The organism is Delftia sp. WSY_7, from assembly GCF_043104845.1.
GTDB classification, from domain to species: Bacteria; Pseudomonadota; Gammaproteobacteria; order Burkholderiales; family Burkholderiaceae_C; genus Comamonas; species Comamonas tsuruhatensis.
Window position 1 is genome coordinate 37,018 of record NZ_JBICLB010000024.1, and the last position, 18,915, is coordinate 55,932.

Below are 18,915 nucleotides of genomic sequence, written 5' to 3' on the forward strand. Positions count from 1 at the left end.
GGCTGCCGGTCTGGCAGCCTTTTTCGTTGTGGCTGGGGGTTGCGTCTCAGGCCACCGCCGCCGCCTCCGCACTGCGCCCCATCCCCAGATAGGTATCGATGATGCGCCGGTCGTGCAGCAGCTCCCTGGCCGCGCCGCTGAGGGCCACGGCGCCCATCTCCAGCACGTAGGCACGGTCGGCCACCTTGAGGGCGGCGCGCGCGTTCTGCTCGACCAGCAGCACCGAGACGCCGTGGTCGCGCAGGCCGGCCACGACCTGCAGCACCTCGCGCACGATCAGCGGCGCCAGGCCCAGCGAGGGCTCGTCCAGCAGCAGCAGGCGCGGGCGCGCCATCAGCGCGCGGCCGATGGCCAGCATCTGGCGCTCGCCGCCCGACAGGGTGGAGGCCATCTGCGGGCGCCGCTCCCTCAGGCGCGGGAAGATGGCAAAGACCTCGTCCATGCGCTGCGTCTGGTCGCGCAGGCCCCGGCGCCAGCGCGAGAAGCCGCCCAGCAGCAGGTTGTCCTCCACCGACATCTCGCCGAACAGCTCGCGCTTTTCGGGCACCAGGGCCACGCCGTTGGCCACCATGACCTCGACGCCGGGGCGTGCGATGCGCTTGCCGTCCAGATGGATCTCGCCGCGCGAGGGCAGCAGGCCCATGGCGGCCGACAGCAGCGTGGTCTTGCCCGCGCCGTTGGGGCCGATGACGGTGACGATCTCGCCACTGCGCACATCCAGATCCACCTGGTGCACGGCCTCCACGGGACCGTAGGACACGCTCAGGCCCTTGAGCTGCAAAAGGGTATCGCTCATGCCGTCTCTCCGGTTGCCTCGTCGTCGTCGCCGCCGCCCAGGTAGGCATCCAGCACGCGCTGGTTGACCTGGATCTGGGCCGGCGTGCCTTCGGCGATCACGGTGCCGAACTCCAGCACCGTGATGCGGTCCGCAAGATTCATGACGAACTCCATGTCGTGCTCGACGACGAGAATGCCCAGCCCCTCGGCGCGCAGCTGGCGCAGCAGGTCGGCCAGGGCCTGTTTTTCCAGGTGGCGCAGGCCGGCGGCCGGCTCGTCCAGCAGCAGGGCCGCGGGCTGTCCGGCCAGGGCGCGTGCGATCTCCACGATGCGCTGCTGGCCCAGGGCCAGCGAGGCGGCCGGCACGTCGGCGAAGGCGCCCAGGCCGCAGCGCTCGATCTGGCGGCGCGCCTCGGCCAGTACCGAGGCCTCCTCGGCCCGGTCCAGGCGCAGCATGGAGGCCAGCCAGCCCCGGTGCGCGCGCCGGTGCGCGCCCACGGCCACGTTCTCCAGCACGCTGCGCTGGCCCAGCAGGCGCACATGCTGGAAGGTGCGGCCCAGGCCCAGGGCGGCAAAGCGGCGCGAGGGCGCATCGTTCATGGCCTGGTCCATGAAGCGCACCTGGCCCTCGGTGGGCGAGTCCACGCCCGAGATCATGTTGAAGAAAGTGCTCTTGCCCGCGCCGTTGGGGCCGATCAGCGCATGCACCTCGCCGGCCTTGAGCGTCATGGCCACATCGTTGTTGGCCACCAGCCCGCCAAAGCGCTTGGTCACATGCTCGGCCGCCAGCAGCACCTGGCCCGCCACGGGCAGCGCGCGCTGCGCCAGCGGCGCAGCGTCCGCCAGCTTCAGATCGGACACGGGCCGGCGCACCCAGCGCGCCGTGAGCGCCTGCAGCGTGGGCCACAGGCCTTCTGCAAAGCGCTGCAGCACCAGCACCATCAGCAGGCCGAAGACGATGACCTCGAAGTTGCCGCTGGTGCCCAGCAGGGCCGGCAATATGTCCTGCAGCTTTTGCTTGATCAGCGTGATCAGCGTGGCGCCCAGCACCGCGCCCCACAGGTGGCCGGCGCCGCCGACCACGGCCATGAACAGGTACTCGATGCCCACGTTCAGGTTGAAGGGCGCCGGGCTCACGAAGCGCTGCATGTGGGCGTAGAGCCAGCCCGACAGCGTGGCCAGCAGGGCCGCCAGCACGAAGAGCTTGACGCGGTAGTGCGCCGTGTCGATGCCCATGGACTCGGCCATGACGCGGCCGCCGCGCAGCGCGCGGATGGCCCGGCCCTCGCGCGAGTCCAGCAGGTTGTGCAGCAGCCACAGCGCCACCAGCAGCACGGCCCAGATCACCACGCCCATGGCGCGCGGCGAGGCCAGCGAGACGCCGCCGATCACCAGCGGCGCAATGCCCGTGATGCCGGTCTGCCCGCCCAGGAACTCCATGTTGCCGAACAGGTAGTACAGGCTCAGCCCCCAGGCGATGGTGCACAGCGGCAGGTAGTGGCCCTGCAGCTTGACCGTGACCGCGCCCAGCAGCCAGGCCACGACGAAGGTGATGAGCAGGCCCAGCGCCAGGCCCACCCAGGGCAGGCCCGCCGCGCCCACCAGCCCGCCCAGCGCCGCCACCGAGGCCGGCGCCGTGCAGACCCAGGCCGTGGCATAGGCGCCGATGCCCACGAAGGCCGCCTGGCCGAACGAGGTCATGCCGCCCACGCCGGTCAGCATCACCAGGCCTGCCGCCACCATGGCGAACAGGCCGATGTAGCTGAGGATGACGACGGTGAAATCGGGCAGGAAGCCCCAGGACGCGGCCAGCAGCGCAATGGCGGCCACCGTGAGCACGCGCGTGCTGATGCCGCCCGAGGCGGCCTTGGCAGGCGCCGCGGCCTGCGAGGAAACGGGGGCGCTCATTCTTCTTCCTCCACATGGTGGCTATTGCGCGATCGCCACCACAGCACCGGGATGATCAGCGTGAACACCAGCACCTCCTTGTAGGCACTGGCCCAGAACGACGAGAAGGCCTCCAGCAGCCCGACCAGCAGCGCGCCGGCCAGGGCCAGCGGGTAGCTGGCCAGCCCGCCCACGATGGCGGCCACGAAGCCCTTGAGGCCGATCAGAAAGCCGGTGTCGTAGTACACCGTGGTCAGCGGCGCGATCAGCAGGCCGGAGATGGCGCCGATCAGCGCGGCCAGCGCAAAGCTCACGTCGCCGGCCATGGCCGTGGGAATGCCCATGAGGCGTGCGCCCACGCGGTTGATGGCCGTGGCGCGCAGCGCCTTGCCGATCATGGAGCGCTCGAAGAACACGAACAGCAGGGCCACCAGCACCAGGGTCACGCCCACCACCACCAGGGACTGGCCCGAGATCGTGATGTCGCCCAGGCGCAGCTGCGCCTCGGAAAACGCGGGGGTGCGCGAGCCTTCGGCCCCGAAGAACAGCAGCCCCAGGCCGACCAGCACGCCGTGCATGGCCACCGAGACGATGAGCAGCATCAGCACCGAGGCATGGGCCAGCGGCCGGTAGGCCAGGCGGTACAGCAGCGGCCCCATGGGCGTGATCAGCACCAGGGTGGCCAGCGCCTGCAGCATCAGCGAGGACGGGCGCAACCCCCAGGCCAGGGCCACGGCAATGGCCGGCAGCGCCAGGCACCACAGGAAGGTGGCGGGCCAGCTCACCTGGCTGCCCGCGCGCCAGCGCAGCAGGTCCACCACCAGCACGGCGGCGGCCAGGGCCAGCAGCAGCCACAGCGTGGTGGGCACGCGTCCGGCCTGCATCATGGCCAGGGTGAGCGCGCCGAAGGCGACGAACTCCCCCTGCGGGATGAAGATGATGCGGGTGACCGAGAACACCAGCACCAGGGCCAGCGCCATCAGGCCGTAGACGGCGCCGTTGACGATGCCGTCCTGCCCCAGCAGCAGGGCGATTTGCAGATCCATGATCGACTTTCGAGCAGACGCGGCCAAGCGCCACAGCGGCCGCCACCAGGCGCGGCAGCCGCTGCGGCCTCAGGCCTGCAGGTTCAGGGCTGGTACTTCCAGGTACCGTTCTCGATCTTGACCATGACGGCCGCGCGCTGGTCTAGGCCCAGGTGGTCGGTGGGCGTCATGTTGAAGATGCCGTGGGCGCCGGCCACGTCCTTGGTCTGCTCCAGCGCATCGCGCAGCGCGGCGCGGAACTCGGCCGTGCCGGGCTGGGCCTTCTTGAGCGCGGCGGGAATCGCCGCTTCGAGCACGCGGCCCGCATCCCAGGAATGCGCGCCAAAGGTCGAAGCCGTGCCCTTGCCGTTGGCGGCCTCGTAGGCCTCCACATAGGAGACGGCGGACTTCTTGACCGGGTTGCTGTCGGGCAGCTGGTGGGCCACCAGCACGGGGCCGGCGGGCAGCAGCGTGCCTTCCACATCCTTGCCGCCCACGCGCAGGAAGTCGGCATTGGCCACGCCGTGGGTCTGGTAGATCTTGCCCTGGTAGCCGCGCTCCTTGAGCGACTTCTGCGGCAGTGCGGCCGGCGTGCCCGAGCCGGCGATCAGCACCGCATCGGGCTTGGCCGCCATGAGCTTGAGCGTCTGGCCCGTGACCGAGGTGTCGCTGCGCGAATAGGCCTCGGTGGCGGTGAGCTTGAGGCCCTTGGCCTCGGCCACCTTGCGGAATTCCTGCAGCCAGCTTTCTCCATAGGCGTCGTTGAAGCCGATGTAGCCCACGGTCTTGATGCCGGCCTTGGCCATGTGCTCGCCGATGGCGGCGGCCATCATGGCGTCGTGCTGGGGCGTCTTGAAGACCCAGAACTTCTTGGCATCCACGGGCTCGACGATCTTGGCCGAGGCCGCCAGCGTGATCATGGGCGTCTTGGCCTCGGAGACCACGTCCACCATGGCCAGGGAGTTGGGCGTGATGCTGGAGCCCAGGATCACGTCGACCTTGCTCTCGCTGATCAGCTTGCGCGTGTTGGCCACGGCCGCCGTGGTGTCGGAGGCGTCGTCCAGGATGATGTAGTTGACCTTCTGGCCCGCCACCGTGCGCGGCATCAGCGCCACCGTGTTCTTTTCGGGAATGCCCAGCGACGCGGCCGGCCCGGTGGCCGAGACCACCACGCCCACGTTGATGTCGGCCAGGGCCGAGCCCCAGACCGTGGCCAGGGTTGCGGCCAGCAGGCCCAGTTTTGTCATGCGCTTCATGTCTGTCTCCTTTGTGTTGGATGGGGCGCGGTGCCGTCAGGCGCCACAATTTACCGTGGTAACTATTTTTTTGCCAGCGGTTTGATGCACGGGTTTGCCTGGGGTCTGCACGGCCGGCAGGCCTCCGAGGAACAGGTCGGCCACCACGGGGGCCATGGCCTCGTGGTCCAGCGTTCCGTCGGGCCGCAGCCAGGTGAACATCCAGTTCATCATCCCGAACAGCAGCATGGCCAGCGCCTTGGACAGGCCCGCGCCGTCGGCGTCCGGCCGCAGCTGGGCCACCGCCTGGGCAAAGGCCTCGACCACGGCGCGCTCCTTGCCCACCACGCGCTGGCGGTCCTCGTCCTGCAGGAAGCGCACGTCCTCGGTCAGCACGCGGTGGGCATGCCGGGCATGGGCGTACTCCTGCACGAAGCGTTCGATCAGCATGCGCAGCCGCGGCTCGGGCGGCAGGCCCATGGCCTGCACCTCGTCCACCAGGGCCTGCAGCCGCGTCATGTGGCCATCGGTGATGTCCACCAGCAGCGCGTACTTGTCGCGGAAGTAGTGGTAGATGGTGGGCTTGGACAGGCCGCAGGCCTGGGCCACCTCGTTCATCGAAGTGCCGGGGTAGCCGCTGCGCGCGAACAGCGCGGCGGCATGGCCCAGGATCAGTTCGCGCTGGTCGTCGTATCCGGAAGATCGGCCTCGGGCCATGGGACTCCTGTGCGCGCTCAGCGGCTGCGGTGGTCGATCACGCGGCGGGCCTTGCCCACCAGGGTGCGCTCTATGGAATCGGGCCGCAGCACCTCGACCTCGGCGCTCACGCCGACCAGGGTCTTGATGCGCTGCTGCACCCACAGTGCCAGCGCCTCGGTGTCGCCCTGCGTGCCCGGCTGCATCTCGCAGCGCACGGCCAGCCGGTCCAGGTTGCCCTCGCGCGTGACCACCAGCTGGTACTGGCCCGACAGCTGGGCGTTCTGCAGCACGATCTCCTCGATCTGCGTGGGAAACAGGTTCACGCCGCGGATGATGAGCATGTCGTCGCTGCGCCCCACGATCTTGCCCATGCGCCGGAAGCTGCGCGAAGTCGGCGCCAGCAGCCGCGTCAGGTCCCGCGTGCGGTAGCGCACGATGGGCATGGCTTCCTTGGACAGCGACGTGAAGACCAGCTCGCCCTCGCTGCCGTCGGGCAGCACCTCGCCCGTGTCGGGGTCGATGATCTCGGGATAGAAATGGTCTTCCCAGATCACCGGCCCGTCCTTGCTCTCCACGCATTCGCTGGCCACGCCCGGGCCCATGACTTCGGACAGGCCGTAGATGTCCACGGCGTCCAGCCCCGCCTTGCCCTCGATCTCGCGGCGCATGGCCTCGGTCCAGGGCTCGGCGCCGAAGATGCCGATCTTGAGCGAGCTCTCGCGCGGGTCCATCCCCTGGCGCTGCATCTCCTCCACGATCACCTGCATGTAGCTGGGCGTGACCATGATGATGTCGGGCCGGAAATCCTGGATCAGCTGCACCTGCTTTTCGGTCTGCCCGCCCGACATGGGCACCACGGTGCAGCCCGCGCGCTCGGCACCGTAGTGCGCGCCCAGGCCGCCCGTGAACAGGCCGTAGCCGTAGGCCACATGCACCATGTCGCCAGGCCGCCCGCCCGCCGCGCGGATGGAGCGCGCCACCAGGTTGGCCCAGTTGTCGATGTCATTCAACGTGTAGCCCACGACCGTGGGCTTGCCCGTGGTGCCCGAGGAGGCATGCACGCGCGCCACCTTCTGGCGCGGCACGGCGAACATGCCGAACGGGTAGTTCTCGCGCAGGTCCTTCTTGGTGGTGAAGGGAAAGCGGGCCAGGTCGGACAGCGTGCGCAGGTCGGACGGATGCACGCCCTTCTCGTCGAAGGCGCGGCGGTAATGCGGCACATGGTCGTAGGCATGCTGCAGCGACCAGCGCAGGCGCAGCAGCTGCAGCGAGGCGATCTCGTCGCGGCTGGCGGTTTCGATGGGGTCGAGTTCGCCGGGGGCGGGGCGCTGGACAGGCATGGCTGGGCCTTTTCAGACGGGCTGGTCCAGGCCGGGCACGGTGGGCCGGCCCTTGAAGCTGTGCGAGCGGCCACGGAACAGCGCGATCACTTCCTGGCGCTGGTTGGTGACCTGCACGTCATAGACGCCGGTGCGGCCTGCACGCGAGACTTCGCGTGCCTGCGCGGTGAGCACGTCGCCGGGCCGCCCGGGCGCGACGAAGTCCACGCTCAGGCCCGAGGCCACCGTCATCTCGTTGCGCGCATTGCAGGCATAGGCAAAGGCCGTGTCGGCCAGCGCCGTGATGAAGCCGCCGTGGCAGATGTCGAAGCCATTGAGCATGTCGTCGCGCACGGCCATCTCCATGCGCGCCGTGCCGGGCGCGATCTCGGTGATGCGCAGGCCCAGGCCTTGCGCGGCGCGGTCGCGCGCCAGCATGCCGTCGCGCACCTGCTCGGCCAGTCGCTGGGCGGCCTCGCCCGGGGTGTGGGTGTCTTGCATGGCGCCGCTCCTCAGCGGTCCGAGAACACGGCAGCCCGCTTGCCCAGAAAGGCGGCCACGCCCTCCTGGTAGTCGTGGGCTGCGCCCAGCTGGCCCTGCTGGCGCGCCTCGCGCGTGAGCGCATGTTCGTAGTCCAGCAGCTGGGCCGAGTCCATGGCCTCCCGCGTGCGCGCCAGGGCCCGCACCGGCATGGCGGCCAGGCGCTGCGCCAGGGCCTGGGCCTCGCTGCGCAAATCGGCATCTTCCACGCAGCGCCAGATCAGGCCGATGCGTTCGGCCTCGGCCGCAGGCAGCTTGTCGCCCAGCAGCGCAAGGCCCAGGGCGCGCGCACGGCCCACCAGGCGCGGCAGCAGCCAGGTGCCGCCGCAGTCGGGCACCAGGCCGATCTTGGCAAAGGCCTGGATGAAGCTGGCCGAGCGTGCGGCCAGCGCCAGGTCGCAGGCCAGCGCGATATTGGCGCCCGCGCCGGCAGCCACGCCGTTGACGGCGGCCACCACGGGCACGGGCATGGACTTGAGACGCAGGCACAGCGGCTGGTAGCGGCGCTCGATCAGGTCGCCCAGGTTCTGGTCGGGCGCGGCCTCGGGGTCGGACAGATCCTGGCCCGCGCAAAAGCCGCGCCCCGCGCCCGTGAGCACCACGCAGCGCACCGAGGCATCGCCGGCGGCCTGCTCCAGGGCCGAAAGCAGCTGCTCGTGCAGCTGCGCGTTGAAGCTGTTGAGCGCGTCGGGGCGATTGAGCACCAGGGTGCGGACGGCGTCGTGCTGCTCAACCAGAACCAGCGATGGGGGCATGGAAGTCTCCGTGGCCTGTCTGCCGTCTTTATGCGGCAGATCAAACATAATTTACCGAATGGTCGGTAAATGTTAGTCGCCAGACCCTTTCCACCACAAGCGCCCAGGCACCGAGGAAACCCTAGGCCCCATGAAAAAAGGCCCTCACGGGCCGATTTGTCGAAGGTTCAGGGCTTGAAACCCGAGCGCTGCACCACCGGCGTCCACTGGGCGCGGTAGGCCTTGAGCATCTCGGCCGTCTGCGCGCTGCTGCTGGAGACCGGGGTCAGCCGGCTGGCCTCGAATTTCTGGCGCGTGTCGGGCTCCTTCATGATCTCCTGCACCATGCGCGACAGGCGCTCGGCAATGTCGGGCGCCATGCTCTGGGGCGCGAACAAGGTGTTCCAGCCCATGCCCGACAGGTTCAGGCCCGATTCCTTGAGCGTGGGGATGTCCGGCGCCATGGTGCTGCGGCGCTCGCCCGACACGGCCAGCACGCGGATCTTGCCGGCCTCGTGCTGGGGCAGCAGCACGTCGAAGGTGTCGATGGCCAGCGGTACCTGGCCGCCCACCAGGTCGGTCAGCAGCGGGGCCGAGCCCTTGTAGCCCACGGTTTCGGTCCGGACCTTGGCGGCCTCGCCCAGCATCAGCGAGAAGAAGTGCGGCAGGCTGCCCGTGGCCGGCACGCCCACGTTGGCCTGCTGCGGATTGGCACGCAGCCAGGCCAGCAGGTGCGACAGCTGCCTGACGGGCACGGCACTGGCCACGGCCACGCCGAATTCGTAGCGATTAACCTCGCTGACCGGGCGGAAGTCCTTGTCGGGGTCGTAGCCCGAGTCGGGGAACACCAGGGGCGCCACCAGCATCACGGCCGGGTTTGCCAGCAGCAGCGCGGGCTGGGAGGCCGGCGCGTTCTTCACATACTGGGCCGACAGGCGTCCGCCCGCGCCGGGCTTGTTCTCCACCACCACGGGCGAGCCCACGCGCGCCTGCAGCTTGTCGGCCACGATGCGCGCCACGCGGTCGGTGGCGCCACCGGGCGGGTAGCCGACGACGATGCGCAGCGGCGCCTTGCCCGGAAACAGCGGCTCGGCCGCCGTGGCACTTCCAGCCAGCCCGCTGGCAGCCCAAACGGCCGAGGCCGGTGCCAGGGCCAGGATCTGGGTCAGGGTTCTTCGCTGCATCGCAAACTCTCTCCTTGCATGGACGGATTCCCGTGCGGAACGCACGCCGCACAATGTAGCGGCCTCAAAAAGCCCGTTGCCGCCGATATTGACCAGGGTTAACCCGGGGCAAGACGCCCTGCGCTGCTCGGGCATCGCGGCAACCTGGCGAAGCCGACTCGGCGACAATCGCCCACCATGAGCTTCGCCCCCCTGACCAACGACACCTTCCTGCGCGCCTGCCGGCGCCAGGCCACCGACTACACGCCGCTGTGGCTGATGCGCCAGGCGGGCCGCTATCTCCCCGAATACAAGGCCACGCGCGCCCGGGCCGGCAGCTTCATGGGCCTGGCCACCAACGTGGACTACGCCACCGAGGTCACGCTGCAGCCTCTGGAGCGCTTCCCGCTGGACGCGGCCATCCTGTTCTCCGACATCCTGACCGTGCCCGACGCCATGGGCCTGGGCCTGTCCTTTGCCGAAGGCGAAGGCCCGCGCTTTGCCAAGGTGGTGCGCGACGAGGCCGCCGTGGCCGAGCTGGCCGTGCCCGACATGGACAAGCTGCGCTATGTGTTCGACGCCGTGACCAGCATCCGCCGCGCGCTCGATGGCCGCGTGCCGCTGATCGGTTTCTCGGGCAGTCCCTGGACCCTGGCCTGCTACATGGTCGAGGGCAAGGGCAGCGACGACTACCGCCTGGTCAAGAGCCTGATGTATGCGCGCCCCGACCTGATGCACCGCATCCTGTCCGTCAACGCCGACAGCGTGGCCGCCTACCTCAACGCCCAGATCGATGCGGGCGCCCAGGCCGTGATGGTGTTCGACAGCTGGGGCGGCGTGCTGGCCGATGGCGCCTTCCAGGAATTCAGCCTGGCCTACACGAAGCGCGTGCTGGCCGGACTCAAGCGCACGGGCGTCGATGGGCAGGACGTGCCGCGCATCGTCTTCACCAAGGGCGGCGGCATCTGGCTGCCCGACATGAAGGACCTGGACTGCGAGGTGCTGGGCCTGGACTGGACGGCCAACCTGGCCCGCGCCCGCGCCATCGTCGGCGGCGAGGTGGGCGGACCCGGCAAGGCGCTGCAGGGCAACATCGACCCCAATGTGCTGTTCGCGCCGCCCGAGCGCGTGGCCGAGCAGGCGCGCGCCGTGCTCGACAGCTTCGGCGCCCCGCACACCGACAGGACCACCACGGGCCCCACGCACATCTTCAACCTGGGCCACGGCATCAGCCAGTTCACGCCGCCCGAGCATGTGGCCGCCCTGGTCGAGGCCGTCCACGGCCATTCGCGCGCCATGCGCCAGCGCTGAGCGCCCGCCCTGCTCCTCATCACACGCAGGACCGGATGCCAGCGCAGCGCCGGCCCCCTGCCGTGACAGCCACCGGCCCGGCTGGGCCGCGCTGTCCACAGTCCGCGCGCCCGGCCGGCGCTTGCTGCACAAGATGGCCACAGACCATCTTATGCACAGAAAAATCTGAGCGAGGTCTTAGGACTCACAGTTGTCACCCGCGCCTGAACGCGGGCGACATATCGATATAAGCCGTTGTTTTTGAAGATTTTTTTTGATAGCACCGTTTTCAGAATGCACCACTCGGAAAGGTCAGACAAATGGGGGGATGGCCATAGATCCGAATAATCCCCACAAAGTTATCCACAGAAATTGGCGATATACCCAGAAACCCGTAGCCACCGCCCGGGATGTCTGGTGTAGAACGCCGCTTCCCACGCCTCGGACGCTGCCCAAGGCTTATGCTTGGCGGCTTTGTTGCCGCTGTTCGTGCCCTACGGCGCCAGCGTTTTCAGGCCCCGCTTTCTTCCCATGCCCCTTCCCGCCCATACCGTCCATGTCGCCGTCCAGACGCCGGCGCACAGCGCCGTGGGTGATCTGCTGAGCTACACCTGCGAGCAGCCGCTGGAGCCGGGCACCCTGGTGCGCGTGCCGCTGGGACGCCGGGAACTGCTGGGCGTGGTCTGGGACGCGCCGGCCCAGCCGCCCGCCGTGCCCGAAGGCGTGGAGCTGCGCGCCATCTGCGCCGTGCTGGAGGGCATCGCGCCGCTGCCGGCGGCCTGGCGGCGGCTGGTGGCCTTCGCCGCCTACTACTACCAGCGCAGCGTGGGCGAGATCGCCGTGACGGCCTTGCCGCCGCAGCTGCGCGACATGACGGCCGAGCAACTGGCGCGCCGGCTCAGGCCGCCCAGGACCGCCTCCAAGAAAGCGTCCAAGGCCGCACAGGCGACGCAGGCAGTGCAGGCAGCGCAGCCCCTCGCGGCTGCGACTGCAGCGGCGGCGGCAGACATTCCCCCCATCGTGCTCAGCGCAGAGCAGGCCGATGTGTTCGCGCAGGTGGCCGCCCACCCCGGCCCCTTCCTGCTCTACGGCAGCACGGGTAGCGGCAAGACCGAGGTCTACCTGAGGACCACCCAGGCCGCGCTGGATGCCGACCCCGGCGCCCAGGTGCTGGTGATGGTGCCCGAGATCAATCTCACGCCCCAGCTGGAGCAGCGCTTCCTGGCGCGCTTTGCGCCGCAGTATGGCGCGGCCTGCGTGGTCAGCATGCACAGCGGCATGACCAACCCGCAGCGGCTCAAGAGCTGGCTGGCGGCACACACGGGCACGGCGCGCATCGTGCTGGGCACGCGCATGTCGGTGTTCGCCAGCCTGCCGGGGCTGTCGCTGATCGTGGTGGACGAGGAGCACGACGCCAGCTACAAGCAGCAGGAAGGCGCGCGCTACTCGGCGCGCGACCTGGCCATCTGGCGCGGGCGCGATACCGGCGCCAAGGTCATCCTGGGCAGCGCCACGCCCTCGCTGGAGAGCTGGCACGCCAGCCGCCCGCCCAATGCCGACGAGCCGCAGGGCGGCCGCTACCTGCGCCTGCACATGCCCAGCCGCATCGGCGCGGCCGCCCTGCCGCGCGTGCGCCTGGTGGACATGGGCCAGCAGCCGCGCAAGGCCGTGTTCTCGCCGCCGCTGATCGATGCCATCACCGAGCGTGTGCAGCGCGGCGAGCAAAGTCTGGTGCTGCTCAACCGCCGCGGCTTCGCGCCCGTGCTGTTCTGCGCCGACTGCGGCTGGAAAAGCGACTGCCCGCACTGCAGTGCCCACCAGGTCTTCCACAAGGCCGACCGCACGCTGCGCTGCCACCACTGCGGCTACACCCAGCGCGTGCCCATGGCCTGCCCCGGCTGCGGCAATCCCGACATCCTGCCGCTGGGCAAGGGCACGGAGCAGCTGGAGGAAGAACTGGCCCGCCTGCTGCGCAACGTGCAGCGCCCCGACCGCGAGCCTGCCCGCGTGGCGCGCATCGACGCCGACACCACGCGCGCCAAGGGCGCGCTGGAGGAGCAGCTGGCCCAGGTGCATGCCGGCGACATCGATGTGCTGGTCGGCACCCAGATGGTGGCCAAGGGCCATGACTTCCGGCGCATCACCCTGGTGGCCGCCGTGCAGCCCGACAGCGCGCTGTTTTCCAGCGACTACCGCGCGCCCGAACGCCTGTTCAGCCTGCTGATGCAGGCGGCCGGCCGCGCAGGGCGCGACGCGCACTACGTGGCCGCCCAGGGCAGCCATCCGGAGATGTGGATACAGACGCATGACCCGTCCCATCCCGTCTACACCGCGCTGCGCTCGCACGACTACCCTGCCTTTGCGGCGCGCCAGCTGCGCGAGCGGCGCGATGCGGGCATGCCGCCGTTTGCCTTCCAGGCCATCGTGCGGGCCGATGCGCGCAGCCAGGAGGCCGCCCAGGCCTTTCTGGCCGCCGCCGCCCAAGCCGCGCGCCAGGCCGGCCTGCCCCATGTGGACGATGTGTTTCTCTACCCGCCCATTCCCATGTCCGTCCAGCGCGTGGCCAATGTGGAGCGGGCGCAGATGCTGATCGAGTCGGCCCAGCGGCCCGCCCTGCTGCGCTTTCTCTGGGCCTGGCAGGCGCATCTGCACTGGATCAGGGCACAGCCCGAGCACCGCGCCCTGGTGCGCTGGCTGGTGGACGTGGACCCGCTGGCCATCTGAACGTGGCACAGCCTCTGGAACGGCCCCAAAAAACCTCAAGCCTTTCAGGCCTTTGGTGCAATCCCACAAAGCGTTCACCGCTCCTTTTTCGGAAGCGCTTTTAGCGCATCCGCCGCACGGCTCCCATCGGGATTTGCGCTGATGCAGGCGGGGCATGTTTATTGCATCGTGCCGCATTCAGCCCACAAGGCTGGATCATTCAATGCCTTTCCAGGAGCGATACATGCCGTTCACCCCCTTCCGTATGACCTTGATGGCCGTCGCGCTTGCGCTGGCAGGCTGCGCGTCCCAGCCCGGCGCCAGCCAGGCCCCCGCAGCCGCAGCGCCCGCCGCGGCGACCGCCCCTGCACCCGCTCCCGCCGCACAGGCCGGCAAGCCCAACGTGGTCGTCCTGGCCACGGGCGGCACCATTGCCGGCGCGGGCGCCAGCGCCGTCAACAGCGCCACCTACACGGCCGCCAAGGTCCCCGTGGACAAGCTGCTGGCAGGCCTGCCCGAGCTGAGCAACATCGCCAACGTCTCTGGCGAGCAGGTCTTCCAGATCGCCTCCGAAAGCTTCACCAACAAGGAACTGCTGACGCTGGCACGCCGCGTCAACGAGCTGGCCAAGCAGCCCGGCGTGGACGGCATCGTCGTCACCCACGGCACGGACACGCTGGAGGAGACCGGCTACTTCCTGAACCTGGTGGTGCCCACCGACAAGCCCATCGTCATGGTCGGCTCCATGCGCCCCGGCACGGCCATCTCGGCCGACGGCGCGCTGAACCTGCTGGGCGCCGTGGCCACGGCCGCCTCCAAGGACTCGGCGGGCAAGGGCGTGCTGGTCAGCATGAACGACAACATCGACTCCGCGCGCGATGTGGCCAAGCTCACCAACATCAAGACCAATGCCTTCTCCAGCCAGTGGGGCCCGCTGGGCATGGTGGTCGAGGGCAAGACCTACTGGTTCCGCGCCCCCGTCAAGCGCCACACCAGGGGCAGCGAGTTCAACATCGAGCAGATCACCGACCTGCCCGCCGTGGACATCGTCTATGGCTACGGCAACGTGCCCGCCACGGCCATCGACGCGCTGGGCAAGGCCGGCGTCAAGGCCATCGTGCACGCCGGCACGGGCAACGGCTCGGTGGCCGACCGCATCGTGCCCAAGCTCAATGAACTGCGCCAAAAGGGCGTGATCGTGGTGCGCAGCTCGCGCGTGCCGGCCGGCTTCGTGCTGCGCAACGCCGAGCAGCCCGACGACAAGTACGACTGGGTCGTCGCCCATGACCTGAACCCGCAGAAGGCCCGCCTGCTGGCCGCCGTGGCCCTGACCAAGACGCAGGACACGAAGCAGCTGCAGCGCATCTTCTGGGAGTATTGATAGGCACCCCCTGAGGCGCTGGCGCGCCTTCCCCCTCTCTACCCGCTTCGCGGGGGAGGGGGACGACACCCTCGGTGCGGGGCGGCCCTTCCTCGGTGTCTCTCGCCTTGGGGTGCGTCGGTTTTTTGCGTTGCGCCCTGAAAGCCCGGTCATTTTTGGCCGGGCTTTTTCTATTGCCGCTTGCTAGTTCGATGTGAACAGCGGGGTGAGGGGGCCTTGGGCGATGTGGCAGTGCGCTTGTTCGAGGGCCTGGGCGAAGGCGTCGGAGCGCAGGTAGGCGTATTCGACGGCGCGCTGGGCGCCTATGGCGTCGCCCTGGACGGGGGCGGTGGCGGGGTGGCACATCATGAGGCTGCCGGGCTGCAGCTGGGCCAGCCATTGGGCCATGTGGCGGCCATAGCCTTCGGGCGTGGGCTTGTCGAAGGCGTAGACGCCGCCGAAGCCGTGGTTGAGCGGCACGCCCTGGCGGCGCAGGCGGCGGGTGGTGGTCCAGCCGCCGAGCAGGGCGATGATGGCGGCCTTGGGGTCGCGCCAGAGCTGGCCGGCCGGGGTGGTGGAGCGGACCCAGGGCAGGTCGTCGGCGTTGTCGCCATAGCGCTGGCGCAGTTCCTGCACCAGCGCGGCGCGCACGCCGGGGAGCTGGTGCACGTGCTGGTGGCCGTCGATGAAGTCGGGGGCCATGCCCAGCGCGTCCTCGAAGGCGTCGAGCTGGCGGCGCCAGGCGTCGCGCATGGCGGCGCTGCCCAGCCGTCCTGCGTAGGCGCGCGCAATCACCGCCCCTATGCCGGAGGAGGGCTGCAGGCCATGGCCTTCGGTCAGGTTGAAGTGCAGGCCCAGCGACAGGCGCGGGCGCAGCGCGGGCAGGCGCCTGGCCGCCTGCCTCCAGTGCGGCGAGGTGGTCATGCAGCTGGTGGCCGACAGCCGGCCCTGCAGCGTGAGCTGCTCCACGGCTTCATCGACCAGGGGGTGCAGCGCATAGTCGTCGGCGCACAGGACGACGGTTCTGGCCGGGGACTTCTCCCCGTTTATGGCAGGCATGGTGTTCATGGGGATTCCTTGCGTCCGGGGGCCGCAAAGGCCCAGAACTTGGCCAGGACGAAGGTGCCCACCGCCACCAGCACCAGCACCAGGGCCAGGCTCCAGAAATAGTGCCAGTGCAGCCAGTGCAGGGCCGCCCAGTACAGCAGCTCATTGGCCACGAAGGAGACGCAGGCCACGGCGAAGTATTTGGCCACCACGGCCCGGCCACGCGCCTGGGTCTGCACGAAGGTGAACAGCGCATGGCCGTTGTAGCTGACCACGAAGGCCACGAGAAAGGCCAGCACATTCGCATGCAGCGGCGCCATGCCCGCCAGCTGCACCAGCAGGGCGACCACGGCCAGGTGCGTGGCGGCCGCGCAGCCGCCCACCAGCACGAACTGCAGCGCCTGCGGCAGGCGGCGCAGCTGCGCGATCACATCGTGCATGGCTACTCCCGCGGCGCCAGCGGGCTGCGGTCCTCGTCGCGCGCCAGCAGATAGGTGGGACGGCGCTTGACCTCGTCATAGATCCGGCCGATGTACTCGCCCAGGATGCCGATGGACATCAGCTGCACGCCCGAGAACAGCATGATGCTGGCCGCCAGCGTAGGCCAGCCGTCCAGCGGGTTGCCGAAGATCAGCGTCTCCATGGTGATCCACAGCCCGTAGAGCAGGGCCGCCAGCGAGATCATCCCGCCCACGATGCTCCACACGCGCAGCGGCAAGGTGGTGAACGAGGTCAGCCCCAGCAGGGCCAGCGAGCCCAGGCGCCGGAAATTGAAGCTGGACGCCCCGGCCGTGCGGTCGGCCGGCACGAACGGCAGTGCCGCCGCCTTGAAGCCCACCCAGGCGTACAGGCCCTTCATGAACCGGTGGCTCTCGGGCAGTGCCTTGAGCGCGTCGGCCACGCAGCGGTCCAGCCAGCGGAAGTCGCCGGCATTGGGCGGGATCTTCACCAGGTTGCCGGCATTCATGAGCCGGTAGAACAGATTGGTGCCCACGCGCTTGGCGCCGCTTTCGGCGCCCCGGTCGGCGATCACGCCATAGACCATGTCGTAGCCGGACTGCCACAGCTCGCACATCTGGGGCAGCATCTGCAGCGGATGCTGGAAGTCGGCGTCGATCAGCACCACGGCATTGCCGCGCGCATGGTCTATGCCGGCCGACAGGGCCGCCTCCTTGCCGAAGTTGCGAGACAGCGCCAGGTAGCGCACGGGCAGCTCCTGCGCCATGCGCAGCGCGATCTCGTGCGTGGCGTCGCGGCTGCCATCGTTGACGACGATCAGCTCGTAGTCGGGCGTCAGCGTGCGCACCATCGCGTCCAGGGCGCGCAGGAACGCCTCCAGGTTGCCCTCTTCATTGTGGGCCGGCACCACGCAGCTCAGCCGCAGCGGCGCGCGCGGCAGCATTCCCTTGGGAGCGGCCGGAGCAATGTCAGCATGCAATTCGGTCATAGGCCAGCATTGTCAGCGGGCTGGCTGCCCGCGCGCGGCAACACATCAAAAACCGCATACGCATAAGGTGTGGGCACAGGAAAACGCCAGCCCGAGCGTTGCAGCGTGAGCACACGCGGCTCCTGCGGCAGGCCCAGCTTCGCCAGCCAGGCCTGCGCCTGCCGCTCGCAATCGCGCGATTTCGCGGTCGGCCCGGGCTCGCCGGCCACGGGGCCGCGCGGGCACAGCAGCAGGCCGGGCTGGCGGCGCCAGTCCGGCAGCGCCAGCACACGCGCATATTCGCTGTCGGGCAGGCCGGGGATGGTGCGCAGATGCGGCTGTGCATAGAAGGAGAGCATGGCGTTTTCCGCCCAGTCGCCGCCCACCCACTGCAGCGGCTGCTCCGGGTGGCGCTGGTTCCAGGACAGCACGATGGCCTGGGCCGCATCGGCCGCGGGCCGGTAGTAGTCGGAACTGCTCTTGCGCGCATTGCCCCAACCCGCGGCCACGCCAATCACCAGCACCACGGCCAGGCTCGGCCACCAGGCGCGGCGCAGCGCGGCCAGGGCGGCCTGCGTCGCGGCAGGCGCCTCGGCGTCCAGGTTGCGCAGCCACAGCAGCACGAAGGCATAGCCGATGGGAATGGCCCAGGGCGTGGACAGCTCCACCACGCCGGTGGCGCCAAAGCCCAGCGTCGTCAGCCAGGGCATGAGGGCCAGCCAGAACAAGGTGTCGCCCCGCCCCTGCCAGGCCCAGCTGCGGCGCAGAAAGCGCGCGCTCCAGCGCAGCCAGCCACCGCCTTGCTGGCGGGCCTGCATGAAGCCATACACCAGGCACACGGCCAGCCAGGCCGGCAGCCAGTAGAAGATGGGCGCCAGCGCAAAGCGCAGCACATAGCCCCACACCACCTGCCCGCCGCCCTGGTCCATGGCATAGCCCAGCGTCACCCACTGGTGGTGGGCAATCCAGGCCACATGCGGCGCCAGCGCCAGGCCAAAGGCTGCCAGCGCCACATAGGGCCTGGGAGTGAGCAGCCACTGGCGACCTTCGCGCACCAGGAGGATGGGCAGCAGAAAACCGGCCAGGAACACGCCGCTGTAGTACTTGCTGAGCATGCAGGCGGCCGAGACCACGCCCAGGGCCACGCTGAAGGTCAGGCCCCGCACACCCTTTTCCTGCCAGCTGGCCAGCAGCAGGGCCGCCGCCCAGGGCCACAGGGACAGCAGCTGGCTGTTGGCGTTGAACTTGCCGGCCAGCGTCGTATACGGGAAGCACCACAGCAGCAGCAGCGCCCCCAGCGGCGCCAGGCGCGCCAGCCCCAGGCGCCGGCCCAGCACATAGACACCCCACAGGCCCACGCCCACATTGGCATAGGACAGCAGGCGGTAGAAGGCGTCGTTCTGCGGAAACACCATGAACCACAGGCCGACCACCCAGGCGAAGAACGGCGGGTGCTTGTGCGTTCCCAGCTGCAGCGGCTGGGACCAGGCATAGTTCTCCAGCATGTCGTGGTAGCCGTCCAGATTGCCATTGGCCAGCCAGGACACCAGGGCCCAGAGCAGGCAGGCCAGCGTCACCATCCAGAGCAGGCCCGCGCCCGTGGGGGCGCCGGCCGGGACAGAGGGGGAGGGTTTCATGCAATCCCGTCAAGGTGGTGAAAAACATGGGCGCGATTGTAGAGAGCGCCAGCCTGCCGACAGGCCTGGACTG

General features: G+C 69.4%; 16 protein-coding genes. 3 read left to right on the forward strand and 13 right to left on the reverse strand.

Annotated elements, in window-relative coordinates; all coding sequences use genetic code 11:
- Nucleotides 1-46: 46 nt before the first annotated feature.
- From ACF8ME_RS10425 to ACF8ME_RS10465, 9 genes are all read right to left on the reverse strand, one after another.
- Nucleotides 47-796: an ABC transporter ATP-binding protein gene (locus tag ACF8ME_RS10425; protein WP_047219451.1), complete on the reverse strand. Its 750-nt coding sequence runs from the start codon at nucleotides 794-796 to the stop codon at nucleotides 47-49.
- Nucleotides 793-2,685, reverse strand: coding sequence for an ATP-binding cassette domain-containing protein (locus ACF8ME_RS10430; protein WP_392416329.1), 1,893 nt, complete (start codon nucleotides 2,683-2,685; stop codon nucleotides 793-795). Before ACF8ME_RS10430 ends, ACF8ME_RS10425 begins: the two co-directional genes overlap by 4 nt.
- Nucleotides 2,682-3,710 carry a branched-chain amino acid ABC transporter permease gene (locus ACF8ME_RS10435; RefSeq protein ID WP_012202505.1) on the reverse strand — a complete coding sequence of 343 codons (1,029 nt, stop codon included), beginning with the start codon at nucleotides 3,708-3,710 and terminating at the stop codon, nucleotides 2,682-2,684. Before ACF8ME_RS10435 ends, ACF8ME_RS10430 begins: the two co-directional genes overlap by 4 nt.
- 83 nt (nucleotides 3,711-3,793) lie before the next feature.
- A complete protein-coding gene (locus ACF8ME_RS10440; protein WP_016454722.1) occupies nucleotides 3,794-4,945 on the reverse strand; it encodes an ABC transporter substrate-binding protein in 1,152 nt (383 codons plus the stop codon).
- A gap of 36 nt (nucleotides 4,946-4,981) precedes the next feature.
- The gene (locus tag ACF8ME_RS10445) at nucleotides 4,982-5,641 is read right to left on the reverse strand and encodes a TetR/AcrR family transcriptional regulator (protein WP_016449263.1); all 660 of its coding nucleotides are present in this window, start codon (nucleotides 5,639-5,641) and stop codon (nucleotides 4,982-4,984) included.
- A 17-nt stretch (nucleotides 5,642-5,658) separates the two neighbouring features.
- Complete coding sequence (gene paaK / locus ACF8ME_RS10450; protein ID WP_343740681.1) at nucleotides 5,659-6,963, reverse strand: phenylacetate--CoA ligase PaaK; 1,305 nt, start codon at nucleotides 6,961-6,963, stop codon at nucleotides 5,659-5,661.
- Nucleotides 6,964-6,975: 12 nt separating this feature from the next.
- The gene (gene paaI, locus ACF8ME_RS10455; RefSeq protein ID WP_392416331.1) at nucleotides 6,976-7,443 is read right to left on the reverse strand and encodes a hydroxyphenylacetyl-CoA thioesterase PaaI; all 468 of its coding nucleotides are present in this window, start codon (nucleotides 7,441-7,443) and stop codon (nucleotides 6,976-6,978) included.
- Between the two features lie 11 nt (nucleotides 7,444-7,454).
- Nucleotides 7,455-8,237 (reverse strand): enoyl-CoA hydratase-related protein, encoded by a 783-nt coding sequence (locus ACF8ME_RS10460; RefSeq protein WP_392416334.1) that lies wholly within the window; start codon nucleotides 8,235-8,237, stop codon nucleotides 7,455-7,457.
- 167 nt (nucleotides 8,238-8,404) lie between these two features.
- A complete protein-coding gene (locus tag ACF8ME_RS10465; protein ID WP_016450384.1) occupies nucleotides 8,405-9,400 on the reverse strand; it encodes a tripartite tricarboxylate transporter substrate-binding protein in 996 nt (331 codons plus the stop codon).
- Nucleotides 9,401-9,577: 177 nt separating this feature from the next.
- Here ACF8ME_RS10465 and hemE point away from each other — a divergent pair, with 177 nt between their 5' ends.
- The 3 genes from hemE to ACF8ME_RS10480 all read left to right on the forward strand — a co-directional run bounded on the left by hemE (nucleotide 9,578) and on the right by ACF8ME_RS10480 (nucleotide 14,753).
- The gene (gene hemE, locus ACF8ME_RS10470) at nucleotides 9,578-10,690 is read left to right on the forward strand and encodes a uroporphyrinogen decarboxylase (RefSeq protein ID WP_046987045.1); all 1,113 of its coding nucleotides are present in this window, start codon (nucleotides 9,578-9,580) and stop codon (nucleotides 10,688-10,690) included.
- 510 nt (nucleotides 10,691-11,200) lie between these two features.
- The gene (gene priA, locus ACF8ME_RS10475; protein WP_392416378.1) at nucleotides 11,201-13,393 is read left to right on the forward strand and encodes a primosomal protein N'; all 2,193 of its coding nucleotides are present in this window, start codon (nucleotides 11,201-11,203) and stop codon (nucleotides 13,391-13,393) included.
- A gap of 223 nt (nucleotides 13,394-13,616) precedes the next feature.
- Nucleotides 13,617-14,753: an asparaginase gene (locus ACF8ME_RS10480; RefSeq protein ID WP_209672377.1), complete on the forward strand. Its 1,137-nt coding sequence runs from the start codon at nucleotides 13,617-13,619 to the stop codon at nucleotides 14,751-14,753.
- Nucleotides 14,754-14,936: 183 nt separating this feature from the next.
- Here ACF8ME_RS10480 and ACF8ME_RS10485 read toward each other — a convergent pair whose 3' ends face one another.
- Genes ACF8ME_RS10485 through ACF8ME_RS10500 form a run of 4 tightly spaced genes read right to left on the reverse strand, consistent with a single transcriptional unit; the run spans nucleotide 14,937 to nucleotide 18,842 of the window.
- The gene (locus ACF8ME_RS10485) at nucleotides 14,937-15,800 is read right to left on the reverse strand and encodes a ChbG/HpnK family deacetylase (RefSeq protein WP_392416336.1); all 864 of its coding nucleotides are present in this window, start codon (nucleotides 15,798-15,800) and stop codon (nucleotides 14,937-14,939) included.
- Nucleotides 15,797-16,219: a GtrA family protein gene (locus ACF8ME_RS10490; RefSeq protein WP_017406517.1), complete on the reverse strand. Its 423-nt coding sequence runs from the start codon at nucleotides 16,217-16,219 to the stop codon at nucleotides 15,797-15,799. Before ACF8ME_RS10490 ends, ACF8ME_RS10485 begins: the two co-directional genes overlap by 4 nt.
- A gap of 2 nt (nucleotides 16,220-16,221) precedes the next feature.
- Nucleotides 16,222-17,226, reverse strand: coding sequence for a glycosyltransferase family 2 protein (locus ACF8ME_RS10495; RefSeq protein WP_016450378.1), 1,005 nt, complete (start codon nucleotides 17,224-17,226; stop codon nucleotides 16,222-16,224).
- Nucleotides 17,223-18,842 carry a glycosyltransferase family 39 protein gene (locus tag ACF8ME_RS10500; protein ID WP_392416338.1) on the reverse strand — a complete coding sequence of 540 codons (1,620 nt, stop codon included), beginning with the start codon at nucleotides 18,840-18,842 and terminating at the stop codon, nucleotides 17,223-17,225. The genes ACF8ME_RS10495 and ACF8ME_RS10500 overlap by 4 nt, the downstream gene beginning before the upstream one ends.
- Nucleotides 18,843-18,915: the final 73 nt, after the last annotated feature.

Bases quoted from the DNA above. Each gene is read 5' to 3' on its own strand.
- ACF8ME_RS10425 (WP_047219451.1), bottom strand. From the start codon at position 796: ATGAGCGATACCCTTTTGCAGCTCAAGGGCCTGAGCGTGTCCTACGGT.
- ACF8ME_RS10430 (WP_392416329.1), bottom strand. From the start codon at position 2,685: ATGAGCGCCCCCGTTTCCTCGCAGGCCGCGGCGCCTGCCAAGGCCGCC.
- ACF8ME_RS10435 (WP_012202505.1), bottom strand. From the start codon at position 3,710: ATGGATCTGCAAATCGCCCTGCTGCTGGGGCAGGACGGCATCGTCAAC.
- ACF8ME_RS10440 (WP_016454722.1), bottom strand. From the start codon at position 4,945: ATGAAGCGCATGACAAAACTGGGCCTGCTGGCCGCAACCCTGGCCACG.
- ACF8ME_RS10445 (WP_016449263.1), bottom strand. From the start codon at position 5,641: ATGGCCCGAGGCCGATCTTCCGGATACGACGACCAGCGCGAACTGATC.
- paaK (WP_343740681.1), bottom strand. From the start codon at position 6,963: ATGCCTGTCCAGCGCCCCGCCCCCGGCGAACTCGACCCCATCGAAACC.
- paaI (WP_392416331.1), bottom strand. From the start codon at position 7,443: ATGCAAGACACCCACACCCCGGGCGAGGCCGCCCAGCGACTGGCCGAG.
- ACF8ME_RS10460 (WP_392416334.1), bottom strand. From the start codon at position 8,237: ATGCCCCCATCGCTGGTTCTGGTTGAGCAGCACGACGCCGTCCGCACC.
- ACF8ME_RS10465 (WP_016450384.1), bottom strand. From the start codon at position 9,400: ATGCAGCGAAGAACCCTGACCCAGATCCTGGCCCTGGCACCGGCCTCG.
- hemE (WP_046987045.1), top strand. From the start codon at position 9,578: ATGAGCTTCGCCCCCCTGACCAACGACACCTTCCTGCGCGCCTGCCGG.
- priA (WP_392416378.1), top strand. From the start codon at position 11,201: ATGCCCCTTCCCGCCCATACCGTCCATGTCGCCGTCCAGACGCCGGCG.
- ACF8ME_RS10480 (WP_209672377.1), top strand. From the start codon at position 13,617: ATGCCGTTCACCCCCTTCCGTATGACCTTGATGGCCGTCGCGCTTGCG.
- ACF8ME_RS10485 (WP_392416336.1), bottom strand. From the start codon at position 15,800: ATGAACACCATGCCTGCCATAAACGGGGAGAAGTCCCCGGCCAGAACC.
- ACF8ME_RS10490 (WP_017406517.1), bottom strand. From the start codon at position 16,219: ATGCACGATGTGATCGCGCAGCTGCGCCGCCTGCCGCAGGCGCTGCAG.
- ACF8ME_RS10495 (WP_016450378.1), bottom strand. From the start codon at position 17,226: ATGACCGAATTGCATGCTGACATTGCTCCGGCCGCTCCCAAGGGAATG.
- ACF8ME_RS10500 (WP_392416338.1), bottom strand. From the start codon at position 18,842: ATGAAACCCTCCCCCTCTGTCCCGGCCGGCGCCCCCACGGGCGCGGGC.